We start from the raw sequence: 14,258 nt of genomic DNA on the forward strand, positions 1-14,258 counted from the left end.
CGGCGGCCCGCACCCGCGGGGCGTGCAGGTCGTCCTCGGCGGGTACAGCGGGCGCGGCGACGTGACGGTCCTTTCCCCGGCGGCGGGACGGGAGGGTCCCGCGCCGGACCGCGTGGTGCGCTCCGGCTTCGCATCGCGCCGCCGCGCGGCGACCTGACGGGCGAACCCCGCGCGAGCGCACGTCCCCGGACCGGCCGCCCTCGTCCCGGAGAACCGGATCAGGTGCGCCGGGCGACGCACCACGCGTCGACACGGCCCCACCGGTACGGGTGAACATCACGCGCCCCACCGGATGCGCCCCGGAGGCGCGGGAGTTGCGGGTGGGCGGTGCCGAAGAGGGGCAGGAATTCGATCACGCGCCGTCCGCCCTCTTGGCGTGGCACCCGGTGTCGTGCTGGACTTCCGCCCAACCGGCTCAATGACGCGCTTCGGGGAGGGCAAGTGGCGGACACCGCCATGTCGGACGCAGAGGTGGGACCGAACGCGCCGGGTGGCGGAACGCCGCCCGACGTGACGCGGCTGCGGGGCCGCGGGTGCTGGACGGAGGCCGCGCTGTTGCTCGCCCCGCACGCGGAGCGGCTGCCGGCGGAGGCGACCCGGCGGGCGGCGCTGCTGATCGAGCGCTGCATGTTCACCCTGAACGGCTGGGCGGAGGCCGAGGACGCACTGCGCACGGCGGAGGCCCTGGCCCGTACGGACGACGAGCGCGGCGAGGCCGCCTGCGAACGCGGCAACCTGGCGTACCTGGCGACGCTCTTCGGGCTCCGCGACCGGGCGGACGAGGCGCGGGCGGCGCTGATGCGCAGTGCGGCGCTGCTGGCGCCGGGGGCGGCCGGGCGGCCGCTGCTGGACTTCCGGCGCGGTCTGGTCGCGGAGAACCTGGGCGACGACCCGGCCGCGGCACGGGCCGCGTACCGCCGGGCGCACGCGGGGGCGGTGGCCCACGACGACGTGCTGCTGACCTCGTACACCTGGCGGCACCTGGCCGGGCTGGCGGCCCGTGACGGGGACGTCGCCGAGGCGCGGCACGGGTTCGCCGAGTCGCTGCGGATCCGGGTGGAGCTCGGCTACGCGGTCGGGGTCGCGCCGGCCCTGACGGCGCTGGCCGGGGTGTCGCCGGAGCCGGAGGCGGAGCGGCTGCGCGCGGAGGCGGCGCGGTTGTTCCGGACGCTGGGCGGTGTGCCCGTGTGGCTCGCCCGGGAGCTGGAGCCGGAGGCGGCGGGGGACGCGGGCTGAGCGTCACGCCCCGGAGAAGTGCTCCCGCACCAGTGACTCGACGGCGGTGAGGTCGCCGGAGACCAGTGCCTCCAGCAGCGCCGCGTGCTGCGTGGCGTCGGCGATCAGGCGGGAGCTGATGCCACGCACCGGGGCCGCGCCGGGGCGGGCGTGGCCGTGGTCCTCGGTGACCGGCCACTGCGACCTGCGGTGCAGCTCGTCCGCCACGGCCACGAGCTGCCGGTTGCCGGACAGCTCCAGCAGGGCACGGTGGAAGACCCGGTCCGCCTCGGCGTAGGCGGCGCGGTCGCCGAGGGCCGCGGCGGCCACCGTGGCCTCGGCGAGCGGGCGCAGCTGCTCCCAGCGGGACGCGGGAAGGGTGCGGGCCATCCGCAGCACGACGGGGACCTCCAGGAGCGCGCGCACCTCGGCGAGCTCGGCGAGGTCCCGCCTGCTGCGCTCGGCGACCCGGAATCCCTTGTTCGGCATGGCCTCCACGGCGCCCTCGCGGGCCAGCAGCTGCATCGCCTCGCGCACCGGGGTGGCGGAGACGCCGAAGCGCTCGGCGAGCGCGGGCGCGGAGTACACGGCCCCGGGGCGCAGCTCGCCGGTGAGCAGGGCGCCGCGCAGGGCGCGCAGGACCTGGTCCCGCACGGTGTGCCGCTCGGGCATCCGGCGCGGCCGGGGGAACCCCTCGTCGCGCTCCGGGGCGGCCCCGGAGCCGGGGTCGGCGTGCGGGTGGGCGCCCCGGACCCGCTCGTCGTGACCGGGGGGCAGCCCGGGGGCCGCGGCGGTGGGCGCCGCGGGGCGCCGCTGGGCGCGGGGGGCGTACTCCACAGGGGCTCCTTCGGGCAGTCGTGTGCGCTGGCGCACTCCCGCGGGGAATGTGCGCCGCCTCTATTGCAACACGCTCGGCGACCGGCTTCGAGCCCCCGGAGCGACGGCTCCGCCCGGGGCAAGATCGTCCGAGGTATGGCACACCTCATGTGGATCTTTCTCCCCATGTCATCTGATCACCCGTCAGGTCACAGGTTTCAACTCGATCAACTGAACCAAACCCGCTTTCCAGTTCGAGCATTCTGACGATCTCGTCCCACGCCACCCCTCCGTTGGCGTTCTCTTGCCCTGAAACCGCATCACGCGTCCGAGGCGTTCGCCAGGATGGCGCGCGGACGCCGTCTCGCGGCCCGAGCGCGACGGTACTGCGACGCAAGGAATCGCACGATGAGACTTACGGACATAACGCTGGACTGGGCGCTCCCGTGCGCCGTCGGTCTGGCGGTCCTCGCCGCCGCCGCGGTGTTCCTGCGCAACCGCAAGGCCCGCAAGGATGACGCGGGCCAGGCCGATTCCTGGGAGCGCGCCGAGGAGCGCCGCCGCAAGAAGGAGGCCCTGTACGGCACGGCCTCGTACGTCCTGCTCTTCGGGTGCGCCTCGGTCGCCGCGGCCCTGTCCTTCCACGGCCTGGTCGGCTTCGGACAGCAGAACCTCGGCCTCTCCGGCGGCTGGGAGTACCTGGTGCCCTTCGGGCTCGACGGCGCCGCGATGTTCTGCTCGGTGCTCGCCGTCCGCGAGGCGAGCCACGGTGACGCCGCGCTGGGCTCGCGGCTGCTGGTGTGGCTGTTCGCGGGCGCGGCGGCCTGGTTCAACTGGGTGCACGCCCCGCGCGGCGGCGGCCACGCCGGCGCCCCGGAGTTCTTCGCGGGCATGTCGCTGTCCGCGGCGGTGCTCTTCGACCGCGCGCTGAAGCAGACCCGCCGGGCCGCCCTGCGCGAGCAGGGGCTGATCCCGCGGCCGCTGCCGCAGATCCGCATGGTCCGCTGGCTGCGCGCGCCCCGCGAGACGTACGGCGCCTGGTCGCTGATGCTGCTCGAGGGCGTCCGCACCTTGGACGAGGCCGTCGAGGAGGTCCGCGAGGAGCGCGCCCGCAAGGAGCAGGAGGCGATCCGCCGTCGCGAGCACGAGCGCCTGGAGCGGGCCCGCATCAAGGCGATCAACCGGCAGCACCGGATCTGGAACCGCGGCGGCAGCAAGTACGAGCTGCCCTCCTCGGCCGCGGCCGGCGCCCAGTCCGGCGCGGAGCCTGCCATAGAACCGGAGAAGGCCGAACTGCCCTCGCGCTCCCGGCCCGCCCTGTCGCCCGTACGTGAGGAGACCGCCCGTACGACGATCGACCTCACCGCCGAGGACGACACGATGGCGCTCCCCAAGCTGGACTCGCTCGAGCGCAAGCTCGCCGACCTGGAGCGCCAGTACGGCTGATGCCCCGCGCATGTGACGTCTCATCGGTTCGCTGCCCCGGCCCGGAATCCCGGCCGGGGCAGCGGCGTTCCGGGGCAAGGAGCGTGGACGGGTCGCGGGCGGGGCGGTCGCGGGCGGGTCAGCGGGCCCCGGCGTCGAGTTCGAACCAGACGATCTTCCCGGTGCCGTCGCCGTCGGGGCGCACTCCCCAGGCGTCGGCGAGCGACTGGACGAGCAGCAGTCCACGGCCCGAGGTACGACGGTCGGAGGGGGCGCGCAGCCGCGGGTGACGGGTGGTGAAGTCGCGTACCTCTACGCGCAGTCGGCGGGCGTCGCCGGGCTGCAGCGTCACGGTGAGGACGGCGCCGCGGTCGGTGTGGCGCAGGGCGTTGGTGACGAGTTCGGTGGTGAGGAGTTCCGCCGTGTCGGCGAGGTCGGGCACGCCCCAGCTCCGTAACGCCTCGCGCAGCAGCCTGCGCACATCGGCGACGGCCGGCAGGTCTGCGTGCTGGAGGGGCCGGTGCAGGCGGCGCGCCTCGACGGGCCCCCCGGCCTCCCTGCCGCCCGGCTGGACAGGCTGACGTTCCATCGGCTCCGCTCCGGCCGCTGACGCCCTTTCGGGTTCGAACATCTACGCGCAATGCATGCCCCACCGCGACCACGTCCAGTCATGGACCGGGGACGGAGCGCTCACAACCCATTGCATGCAATGCATGCAATGGATACAGTGGAGGGGTGCAGCAGACGGATGCCGCGCGCACGCGGCTGCGGGAACTGATCCTGGACGGGGTGTACGCCCCCGGCCAGCGCCTGACCGAGCTCGAGGCGGCGGCGATGCTGGCGATGAGCCGTACGCCGGTGCGGGAGGCGTTCCGGGCGCTGGTCGCGGACGGGCTGGTGCGTTCCACGGGGCGCGGGGTGAGCGTGGTCGAACTGGGGCCGGAGGCCCTGCGGCACGCCTACGAGGTACGAGGAGTGCTGGAGGCCCTGACGGCGGAGCTGGCCGCGGAGCGGCAGCGGCGGGGGGAGCTGGCGCCCGCCGAACTGACCGCGCTGGAACGGCTCGCGGAACAGGCGGAGGAGGCCACGGCAGCGGGCCGGCAGGCCGAGGCCGTACGGCACAACCGGCGCTTCCACACCCGCGTCGCCACCCTGTCGGCGAACCCGGTGGCCGCGGGTTCGCTGGAGCGGCTGTGGGACCAGATACAGGTCTCCACGCGGCGATCCCTGGCCGCGCCGGAGCGCCCCGGCCAGGTCGCCGCCCAGCACCGCCGGCTGCTCGCCGCGATCGCCGCGGGCCGCGCCGCGGAGGCCCACGCGGCCGCCCGCGAGCACGTCATGGACACCTGTTCCGCCTACGAGCGGGACGGGACGGAGGAGGAGCGTTAGCCGTGCCCGACATCAGCAAGCGTCACACCTACACCACCGAGGTCGTCTGGACCGGCAACCGGGGTGCGGGCACCAGCACGTACCGCGGCTACGGGCGGGAGCACGAGGTCACCGCCCCCGGTCTGCCCGTCCCCGCGATACCCGGCAGCTCGGACCCCGCCTTCCGCGGCGACCCCGCCCGCTGGAACCCCGAACAGCTGCTGCTCGCCGCGCTGTCGCAGTGCCACATGCTCTCCTACCTGCACGTGTGCACCGTCGCCGGAGTGGTCGTCACCTCCTACACCGACCGGGCCGAGGGCACGATGGAGGAGACCGGGGACGGCGGCGGCCACTTCACCCGTGCCCTGCTGCGGCCCCGGGTGGAGGTGGCCTCCGCCGCCATGGTGGACGCCGCCGTCACACTGCACGCCGAGGCCCACCGGTTGTGCTTCATCGCCGGCTCGGTCAACTTCCCCGTGGACCACGAGGCGGAGGTGGCCGTCGCCGCGGCCGACCGGCCGTGATCCGGGGGCGACCGCCCCCGGATCAGCGCAGTCCGCGCAGGACGTTGCCCTCGGTGGTGAGGTAGTGGGAGCGGTAGTCGAATCGGCGCGCCCGGGCGAACAGCAGGTAGTAGTACTTGGCGTTCTCGCTGAACCAGTAGGCGGGCGTCAGGTCGCCCAGCTTCATGGGACGGGCCGTCACGTCGCGCACCACGGTGTAGCCGTTGGCCACCTTGCAGTACTGCCTCTGCCGCCGGAACATCTCCGCGGCCCGCAGCCGGTAGAGGTCCTTGCCCGTGGCGAGCCACAGGAAGAGGCAGGAGTCCACGTACTCCGGACGCAGCGGGTAGGAGGCGTCCAGGGCGCGCATCCCGTGGTAGTCCAGGCTCTCGGGCGGCAGGCGGAAGGAGCGCAGGGCGGCGGCCCAGCTGTCGTGGTAGGCCTCGCCCTCGGCGACCCGGCCGCTCTGGGCGAGCAGTCCCGCGTAGAAGGCGGTGAGTTCGGACTGCGCGTGCCCGGTGGCGGCGCCCGTGCGCATGTCGGCCTGGCGGAACCAGAGCCGTCCGGAGCGGCGCTCGGTCAAGTGCCGCAGGACGGCGGCGGTGAGCGTGGTGTACCAGGTGCGCAGCTCCTCGTCGCGGTACAGCTCCCAGCCGTCCCAGAGGTACTCGTAGAAGGAGTCGACGGGCGGGTCGAGGGTGGCGGTGGTGCCGGTCCAGGCGCCGGTCTCGATGTTCATGCCTGTGCCGAGCAGGTTCAGCCGCGAGCGGCGGTCGTAGACGGCGCGCAGGGCCTTCTTCGCCGCGTCGTAGTACTTGCGGTCGCCGGTGAGCCGGGACAGCTCGCCGAACTCGGTGATGCAGGTGCCGATCTCGGCGAGGTAGTTCTCCTTGCCGGAGACCGCGCCGGTGGCCAGGTTCACGTAGCGGTAGGGCGCCCCGGTGGGCGAGCGGGTGAAGGCGGGCAGCAGCCGGTCCGCCAGTTCGCGGGCGCGGTCGAGCAGGACCGTGTCCTTGGTGGCCAGGTGCCCCGAGAGCAGCCCGCCGACCAGCCGGATGATCGTCTCGAAGACCTGCACGGGCGCGTCCTGCCCGAGCACGAGGTCGTCGCGCACCCACTGGACGCCGGCGTCCAGTTCCTCGTCCAGTTCCATCAGGTAGAGGGTGTCCAGCGACTCGACGATCGTCAGGCCGAGGGTGCTGCCGGGGATGAAGAAGTCCGAGCCGGTACCGGCGACCGGCCGCAACTCGTCGCGTCCCCAGGCGAGTCTGCGGTAGGCGTCCCAGGCGCTGCGGAACTCGGTGACGGATGCCCGGGCGAGCGCGGCGTACGGTTCGGCCGCCGCGGCCGCACCCGCACCGGGCAGGGACACGGCGGGCACGGCGGCGAGGGGGGCGAGCCGGGCTGCCGCACCGAGGAACCTGCGCCGGGAGAGTCCGCGGGGACGCGCGATTTTTCTCATGCCACGAAAACCCCGTCCGCCTTCCGGGCGTTACGGGACACCACCGTATTGACGGGGAATCCATCCGGTGAGCCGACCCGAGGAGCTGAGATGCACGACGACCGTCTGCTGGTCGAGGGCCGTCTGACCAGGGCCATGAACCAGTTCGTGCGGCCCGCCCGCTACGCCGACCGGGTGCCGCTGGGCATGTCGGCCTGGCACGTGGAGGACCGGAGGGGGGAGCCGCCGCCGGTCGGCGAGGCGCTGACGGCCTGGTCGGACGGAAGGTTCGAACCGTTCTCCGTGGGCACGCGCTGGGGACCGCCGTGGTCGACCAGCTGGTTCCGGCTGGAGGGCACGGTGCCGGCGGCGTGGGCGGGCCGCCGGGTTGAGGCCGTGATCGACCCGGGGTTCGGGAACGACGGCCCGGGCTTCGTGGCCGAGGGGATGGTGTACGACGCCGAGGGGGTGCCGGTCAAGGGCGTCCACCCGCTCAACCGGCACGTCCCGGTGGCCTCCCCCGCCGCCGGGGGAGAACGGGTGAACCTCCTGCTGGAGGCGGCGGCCAACCCCGCCGTGCTGCGCGACTGGCTGCCGACCCCGCTGGGCGACGTGCTGACCGCCGGGGCGGAGCCGCTGTACCGCTTCGACACCGCCGAACTGGCCGTCCTGGACGAGGACGTCTGGCACCTCGTGCTGGACGTCGAGGTCCTCGAGGGCCTGATGCACGAGCTGGACTTCCACGACCCGCGCCGCCACGAGATCCTGCGCGCGCTGGAGGACGCCCTGGACGCGCTCGACCTGCACGACGTGCACGGCACCGCGGCCGACGCCCGCCGCGAGCTGGCCGGGGCGCTCTCCCGCCCCGCGCACGCCGGAGCCCACCGCGTCTCGGCGACCGGCCACGCGCACATCGACTCGGCGTGGCTGTGGCCGCTGCGGGAGACCGTCCGCAAGGCCTCGCGCACCTTCGCCAACGTCACCGCGCTCGCCCGTGACTACCCCGAGCTGGTCTTCGCCTGCTCGCAGGCCCAGCAGTACGCCTGGGTGAAGGAGCACCAGCCGGTGGTGTGGCAGCGCATCCAACAGGCCGTCAGGAACGGCAACTGGGCGCCCGTCGGTTCCATGTGGGTCGAATCCGACGCCAACATGCCCGGCGGCGAGGCGCTGGCCCGGCAGCTCGTCCACGGCAAGCGCTTCTTCCTCGACGAACTGGGCGTGGAGACCGAGGAGATCTGGCTGCCGGACTCCTTCGGCTACACCGCCGCCTTCCCGCAGCTGGCGAAGCTCGCGGGGGTCCGCTGGTTCCTCACCCAGAAGCTGTCCTGGAACCAGACCAACAAGATGCCGCACCACACCTTCTGGTGGGAGGGCATCGACGGCACGCGCGTGTTCACCCACTTCCCGCCCGTCGACACCTACAACTCGCAGCTCTCCGGTCGTGAACTGGCGCACGCGGTGCGCAACTTCGCCGAGAAGGGGCGCGCCACGCGGTCCATGGTGCCGTTCGGCTGGGGGGACGGCGGCGGCGGTCCCACCCGGGAGATGCTGGAGAAGGCGCGCCGGCTGCGTTCCCTGGAGGGGTCGCCCCGGGTGGAGATCGAGAAGCCGGCCGCCTTCTTCACGGCCGCCGAGGCCGAGTACGGCGAGCGTGCCCCGGTGTGGTCGGGGGAGCTCTACCTGGAGCTGCACCGCGCGACGTACACCACGCAGGCCAGGACCAAGCAGGGCAACCGGCGCAGCGAGCACCTGCTGCGCGAGGCCGAGTTGTGGTGCACGGCGGCCGCGCTGGAGGCGCCGTCCTCGTACGCCTACCCGTACGAGGAGCTGGACCGGACCTGGAAGACGGTGCTGCTGCACCAGTTCCACGACATCCTGCCGGGCAGTTCCATCGCCTGGGTGCACCGCGAGGCGCGTGACACCTACGCGGAGGTGCGGGAGGAGTTGGAGGCCCTCCTCGCGGCGGCGGTGCGGGCGCTGGGCGGCGAGGGGTCCCAGGGCTCCCCCGCCCTGCTCAACGCCTCGCCGTACGCACGGCAGGAGGTGGTCGAGTTGGACGCCGACGCCGCGGCGGCCCTGCCGGCGGACAGTGGCGCTCAGCCCCTGCCGGACGGGCGGGCGGCGGTGGCGGTCGGCGTCCCGGCGCTGGGCGCCGCTGCTCTGGGGGGCCGGGCGGAGGTCGTGGACGAGCCGGTGCGCGTCGTACGGGAGGACGGACTGATCGTGCTCGGCAACGGCCTGCTGCGGGTGGCTGTCGACACGGACGGGCTGCTGGCCTCGGTGCGCGACATGACCGCCGGGCGGGAGGTGCTGGCGCCAGGAGCGCGCGGCAACCTGCTGCAACTGCACCCCGACCACCCGACCAAGTGGGACGCCTGGGACATCGACCGCCACTACCGGCGCAAGCACACCGACCTGACGTCGGCGGAGTCGGTCGAACTCGTCGAGGAGGGGCCGCTGCGGGCCTCCGTGCGGGTCGTGCGCGCCTTCGGCGGCAGCCGTGTCGTCCAGGAGCTCCGGCTGTCCGCGGGCAGCCGCCGGCTGGACGTGCTCACGGAAGTGGACTGGCACGAGTCGGAGAAGGTGCTGAAGGCGTCCTTCCCGCTGGACGTGCTCGCCGAGCGTTCCACCGCGGAGATCCAGTTCGGGCACGTGCACCGCCCCACCCACGTCAACACCGGCTGGGACGCGGCCCGCTTCGAGCTCTGCGCGCACCGCTGGCTGCACGTCGGCGAGCCCGGCTACGGGATCGCGCTCCTCAACGACTCCACCTACGGCCACGACGCGGGCCGTTCCGGCACCGACACCACCGTCCGGCTCACCCTGCTGCGCGCCCCGCACAGCCCCGATCCGCACACCGACCAGGGCACGCACCGCTTCCGCTACGCGCTGCTGCCCGGAGCGGCGGTGGGCGACGCGGTCGCGGAGGGGCTCGCGCTCAACCTGCCGCTGCGGCGGGCGGATTCACTGCCGGCGCTGCGGCCGCTGCTGCGGGTCGGCCATCCCGGCATCACCGTGGAGTCGGTCAAGCTCGCCGACGACCGCTCCGGTGACGTGGTGGTGCGCCTGTACGAGTCGCGGGGGGACCGCGCCTCGGGCACGCTCGCCACGGGCTTCCCTCTCGTCCGTGCCCAGGTCACCGACCTGCTGGAACGGCCGCTCGAGGACGCCGGACGCGACGGCGACGCGGTCGCCGTCGCGCTGCGCCCCTTCCAGGTCCTGACGCTGCGGCTCACCCCGGGGCCGCGTCGGGGTCAGGCGTCCCAGACGGCGACGGCCGTGCGGTCGTCGGCGTAGCCCTTGACCCTGGTCTGGGTGTCGCCGAGGAAGGCCGGCAGTCCCGGCGGCTCGGCGGCACCCCAGCGCTGCGTGAGGCGGGCGACGAGGGCGGGCTCGCCGCGCAGCGGTCCGGCGAGGCCGCCGCTGCACAGCAGCAGGGTGTCGCCGGAACGCGCCACGGAGGCACGGAAGCGGAAGCGCACGGCCGGGCTGTCCTCGGTCTCGGCGCGCTCGTCGGGCCGCCAGGGGTCGAGGTCCTGCCACTCGCCGCCGCGGATGCGGTAGAGCCCGCCGTCGCCGACGCCGAAGAAGAGTCGGATGCGGCAGTCGGGGTCGGCGGGCAGCAGCAGGCAGCGCAGGGTGGCGCTGTACTCCGCCGGGTCCAGGCCGAGGTCCTCGCCGCGGGCGCGCAGCCGTCCGTAGCAGCGGTCGGTGAGCCGGTGCAGCCCGGACTTCAGGGAGCCCCGGCGGGAGGCGCGGATGTCCTCGCTGAGCCGCGCCTGGCTGCGGCCGACCGCCGCCGCCATCCAGGTGCAGGCGTCGCGGGCCGCGCGGTGGGCGGTGTCCGAGGTGCGCGGGCCGGTGGCGACCGCGATCAGCAGCATCGCGTCGTCGCCGGCACCGAAGCGGGCGGTCAGGACGGCGTCGCGGCGCGGCTCGCCCCGGTAGCGGGCGGAGTCGCCGCGCACCGAGGCCGTACGGACCGTCAGCAGCCCGTAGCGGGCGCCGTCGAGTTCGGTGTCCGGGACGAGGTCGTCGAGGGCGTCGGGGTCGGCCGCCGGCCAGGCGGTGGGCTCGGGGTCGTACGTGGGCGGGCCGTCGCCGACGTAGGGCACCCCGGGGAGCGTGGACTCGGGCAGGGCGGCCGGTGCGGACCCGGCCGCGGGGGCGGCGGGCGCCGGGGGTCCCGGGGGCGCCGCCGACCGCGCGGGCTCCGGGGCGGGTTCGGCCGGGGCCCAGCCCGGCGGCAGTCCGGGCGGTGCCGGGGCCGCTTCGGGCGCCGCCGACGAGGGGGGCGGCCCCTGGTACTGCCAGGGGCGCGGGGCGGGCGGCGGGCCGGCCGCCGGCGGGCCCGGGCGGCGCAGCCGCAGGGTGTCGGGCGGGCCGGCGTCGTCCGCGTCGGTGCCGTGCCCGGACCGGCCGGTGGAGGCCGCGCCCGGAGCGGCGCCGGCACTACGGTCGTCGGCGGGCGCGGCGGGCGGTTCCGTCTCCCACGAAACGGTCTCCTGCGCGGCGGTCTCCTGTGGTCCGGCCTGCCGCGGCACCGTGGCCGCACCACCGTCCGCCTCCTCGCCGAGCGCGGAGAGCGCCGAGCTGTAACGGTCGTCGAGCGTGTCGCCGGGCTCGCGCCCCGCGGGGTCGGGCTGCCCGTACAACTGCCGCCACCACTCGTCCTCTTGGCGGCGGTCCGTCTCCCCCTGCTGACTCATGCCCCTATTGTCCACCGGCGGGCGCGCGGGGGAACAGGGTTCGGGCACGCGAATGGTCCGACGGGCGGCCGGCCCCCTCCTCGGGCCGCACGTCGGACGATCCAGTGGGGACACCTTGCCAGCACAGGGGTTCGAGCAGGGATGATGGCGGGCGGCGGGATTACGCCATGGCTCATTTCCGCCATGCCCGCGTGTCGTGTCCCGCGGATCCGGAAGGGGTGCCCGTGCTCGGTGCCATAGGGCTGGACGATGCCCAGGAAGCGGCGTACCGCGCCCTCGTGGGGCTGGGGGCCGCCGAGGTCGTGGACCTCTCACACCGGCTCGGCATGCCCGAGGACGAGGCGGCCAGGGTCCTGCGGCTGCTGGAGCGGCAGGGGCTGGTCGCGCGGTCCTCCGCCCGGCCCGGCCGCTGGGTGGCCGCCCCGCCCACGGTCGCGCTGGGCGCCCTGCTCACCCAGCAGCGGCACCGGTTGGAGCAGGCCGAGATGACGGCTGCGGCGCTGGCGCAGGAGTACCGGGGCGTGGCGGCGGAGCCCTCGGCGCACGACCTGGTGGAGGTGGTGACGGGGGCCGGGGCGGTGGCGCACCGCTTCAACCAACTCCAACTGGGGGCGGAGAAGGAGGTCTGCGCCCTCGTGACGGGGACCCCGATGGTGGTGTCGGGGATGGAGAACACCGCCGAGGAGCGCGCCGCCGAACGCGGGGTGAGCTTCCGCGTGGTCGTCGAGCGCGAGGTCATCAGCGGCCCGAACGGCATCGCCGAACTCACCGCGGCGCTGAGCCGCGAGGAGCAGGTGCGGGTGGTGGAACGGGTGCCGACCAAGCTGGTGCTGGCCGACCGTTCGCTGGCGATGGTGCCCATGGCCCGGGACGCGGGCCGCCCCGCGGCGCTGGTCGTCCACGGCAGCGGGCTGCTGGACTCGCTGACGGCCCTGTTCGAGGGGGTCTGGCGCGAGGCCGTGCCGATCAGGCTGGGCACCGGGGGCGTTCCGCGGGAGGAGTCACCGGACGCGCCCGACGCCCTCGACCTGCAGATCCTGTCGCTGCTGCTGGCCGGGCTCACCGACGCCAGCGTCGCCAAGCAACTGGAGCTGGGGCTGCGGACGGTGCAGCGCCGGGTGAAGCGGCTGATGGAGCTCGCCGAGGTGTCGACCCGGCTGCAACTGGGCTGGCACGCGTACGAGCGGGGCTGGGTGGAACGCAGCCGCGGCTGAGGCGCCTTGACGCGGGGCGCCGCCCTACGAGGCCGGAAAACCATGGGGCGCCCGGGCCCGGCTTCCGGCACGCTGGGCCCATGGGGACCGGACAGCTGTGCCTGATCGGTGCCGTCATGCTGTCCGGACTGCTGGGCGTGCTCGTACCGGGCGCGCCGGGACCGCTGATGTGCTGGGCGGCGGTCCTGTGGTGGTCGACCCATCTGCACACGCCCCTGTCCTGGGGCGTCCTGGCGGCGGCGACCGGTGTACTGCTGCTCAACCAGGCCGTCCAACTGCTGCTGCCCACCCGGTCGGTGCGGGAGGCCGGGGTGCCCCGGCGGGCCTTCCTGGTCGCGGGGCTGTGGGCCGTCGCCGGCTTCTTCCTGCTGCCGGTCGTGGGCGCGCCGGCCGGGTTCACCCTCTCCCTCTACGGCGGCGAGCGGCTGCGGCTCGGCAGCCACGGCGCGGCCTGGTCCTCCACCCGTACGGCCATGCGCGCCGCCGGAACGGCGCTGCTGGTCGAGCTGTTCGCGTGCCTGCTGGTCGCCGGGGCGTGGCTGGCGGCCGTCCTCACCTCCTAGGCCCGCGGAGCCGCCGGCCGCGGCCCGCCGCGTCGCCGTCCGTCGCCGGAATCGTCAGGGCTCCGTAACAGCCGGATCCCCCGGCGCCCCGCCCCCGTCATCCCGTGTGCAGGTGCGGGACACGGCACACGGAACACGGGACGCGGGGAGTGGTGCGACATGGGGTGGAGCGGGATGCGCGGGACGAACGGCCGGGTGCTGGCGGCGGCGTTGGGCGTGGCGGGGGTGGCCGCGCTGGCGTCGGTGTGGACCGCCCAGGCGGGCACCGCCGACGGGCGGCAGGCGGCGGAACGTCCGGCGAGGCCCTCCGCCTCCGCCCCGCCGCGCCCCATACCGGGGCAGACCTCCGTGCCGGACGAGGCGCTGCCCGCGCCCGTGGTGAACATGGACATCGCCCACGCCTCCGACAAGGGCCCCCGGGGCGTCAACATCACCATCGACGACGGGCCGGACCCGCAGTGGACCCCGCAGGTCCTCCAGGTACTGGCGGACAACGGGGTGAAGGCGACCTTCTGCATGGTCGGCACGCAGGCCCGGGCCCACCCCGACCTGGTGAAGGCCGTGGTGGCCGCCGGGCACCGGCTGTGCGACCACAGCGTCACGCACGACACCACGATGAACAGCAAGTCGCGGGAGTACCAGGCGAAGGAGATCCTGGACGCCGAGCGCATGATCACCCGCGCCTCGGGCGGCGTCCGCCCGCTGTACTACCGGGCTCCGGGCGGTGCCTTCACCCCGTACAGCCGCCAGTTGGCGGCGTCCCGCGGCATGCGCCCGCTGGGCTGGAACGTCGACTCCGAGGACTTCAAGCAGCCGGGCACGACCACGCTGGTGTCCACCGTCGAGCACGAGATCCCCAACGGGCCCACCGTGCTCTTCCACGACGCGGGCGGGGACCGCGGCCAGACGGTCGAGGCCCTGCGGCAGGTGCTGCCCTGGCTGAAGCAGCAGGGCTACAGCTTCGGCTTCCCGGTGCGCTGACCGCCGGGAGACCGGTGGAGAGC

12 protein-coding genes are annotated in these 14,258 nt (G+C 74.6%); 8 read left to right on the top strand and 4 right to left on the bottom strand.

The annotated features are described in order from the left end of the window. The first annotated feature begins 456 nt into the window (after positions 1-456). The gene (locus tag ACZ7MY_RS13350; RefSeq protein WP_499601995.1) at positions 457-1,236 is read left to right on the top strand and encodes a hypothetical protein; all 780 of its coding nucleotides are present in this window, start codon (positions 457-459) and stop codon (positions 1,234-1,236) included. Positions 1,237-1,239: 3 nt separating this feature from the next. Here the strand turns inward: ACZ7MY_RS13350 and ACZ7MY_RS13355 are convergent, their stop codons facing one another. After that, positions 1,240-2,052, bottom strand: coding sequence for a GntR family transcriptional regulator (locus tag ACZ7MY_RS13355; protein ID WP_499601559.1), 813 nt, complete (start codon positions 2,050-2,052; stop codon positions 1,240-1,242). A gap of 387 nt (positions 2,053-2,439) precedes the next feature. Between ACZ7MY_RS13355 and ACZ7MY_RS13360 the strand changes: the two genes are divergently transcribed. Continuing rightward, positions 2,440-3,477, top strand: a complete 1,038-nt coding sequence (locus ACZ7MY_RS13360) for a DUF2637 domain-containing protein (protein WP_499601560.1) — start codon at positions 2,440-2,442, stop codon at positions 3,475-3,477. Positions 3,478-3,595: 118 nt separating this feature from the next. On the opposite strand, the gene ACZ7MY_RS13365 is transcribed toward ACZ7MY_RS13360, so the two are convergent. Beyond that, positions 3,596-4,045, bottom strand: coding sequence for an ATP-binding protein (locus tag ACZ7MY_RS13365; protein WP_499601561.1), 450 nt, complete (start codon positions 4,043-4,045; stop codon positions 3,596-3,598). A 146-nt stretch (positions 4,046-4,191) separates the two neighbouring features. Here ACZ7MY_RS13365 and ACZ7MY_RS13370 point away from each other — a divergent pair, with 146 nt between their 5' ends. Together ACZ7MY_RS13370 and ACZ7MY_RS13375 are read left to right on the top strand one after the other, a co-directional pair. Next, positions 4,192-4,845: a GntR family transcriptional regulator gene (locus ACZ7MY_RS13370; RefSeq protein ID WP_499601563.1), complete on the top strand. Its 654-nt coding sequence runs from the start codon at positions 4,192-4,194 to the stop codon at positions 4,843-4,845. A gap of 2 nt (positions 4,846-4,847) precedes the next feature. Beyond that, a complete protein-coding gene (locus ACZ7MY_RS13375; protein ID WP_499601565.1) occupies positions 4,848-5,348 on the top strand; it encodes an OsmC family protein in 501 nt (166 codons plus the stop codon). Positions 5,349-5,370: 22 nt separating this feature from the next. Here ACZ7MY_RS13375 and ACZ7MY_RS13380 read toward each other — a convergent pair whose 3' ends face one another. After that, a complete protein-coding gene (locus tag ACZ7MY_RS13380) occupies positions 5,371-6,789 on the bottom strand; it encodes a glycoside hydrolase family 47 protein (RefSeq protein ID WP_499601566.1) in 1,419 nt (472 codons plus the stop codon). Positions 6,790-6,879: 90 nt separating this feature from the next. Between ACZ7MY_RS13380 and ACZ7MY_RS13385 the strand changes: the two genes are divergently transcribed. Continuing rightward, positions 6,880-10,065, top strand: a complete 3,186-nt coding sequence (locus tag ACZ7MY_RS13385) for an alpha-mannosidase (RefSeq protein WP_499601567.1) — start codon at positions 6,880-6,882, stop codon at positions 10,063-10,065. On the opposite strand, the gene ACZ7MY_RS13390 is transcribed toward ACZ7MY_RS13385, so the two are convergent. After that, positions 10,023-11,477 carry a protein phosphatase 2C domain-containing protein gene (locus ACZ7MY_RS13390; RefSeq protein WP_499601568.1) on the bottom strand — a complete coding sequence of 485 codons (1,455 nt, stop codon included), beginning with the start codon at positions 11,475-11,477 and terminating at the stop codon, positions 10,023-10,025. The genes ACZ7MY_RS13385 and ACZ7MY_RS13390 overlap by 43 nt on opposite strands. Before the next feature lie 224 nt (positions 11,478-11,701). Between ACZ7MY_RS13390 and ACZ7MY_RS13395 the strand changes: the two genes are divergently transcribed. The 3 genes from ACZ7MY_RS13395 to ACZ7MY_RS13405 all read left to right on the top strand — a co-directional run bounded on the left by ACZ7MY_RS13395 (position 11,702) and on the right by ACZ7MY_RS13405 (position 14,235). Then, positions 11,702-12,691 (top strand): helix-turn-helix domain-containing protein, encoded by a 990-nt coding sequence (locus tag ACZ7MY_RS13395; protein ID WP_499601569.1) that lies wholly within the window; start codon positions 11,702-11,704, stop codon positions 12,689-12,691. A gap of 80 nt (positions 12,692-12,771) precedes the next feature. Beyond that, positions 12,772-13,254, top strand: coding sequence for a DUF456 domain-containing protein (locus ACZ7MY_RS13400; RefSeq protein ID WP_499601570.1), 483 nt, complete (start codon positions 12,772-12,774; stop codon positions 13,252-13,254). Positions 13,255-13,413: 159 nt separating this feature from the next. Beyond that, complete coding sequence (locus ACZ7MY_RS13405; protein ID WP_499601571.1) at positions 13,414-14,235, top strand: polysaccharide deacetylase family protein; 822 nt, start codon at positions 13,414-13,416, stop codon at positions 14,233-14,235. Positions 14,236-14,258 lie beyond the last annotated feature (23 nt).

This window comes from Streptomyces sp. NPDC111520 (assembly GCF_055635295.1).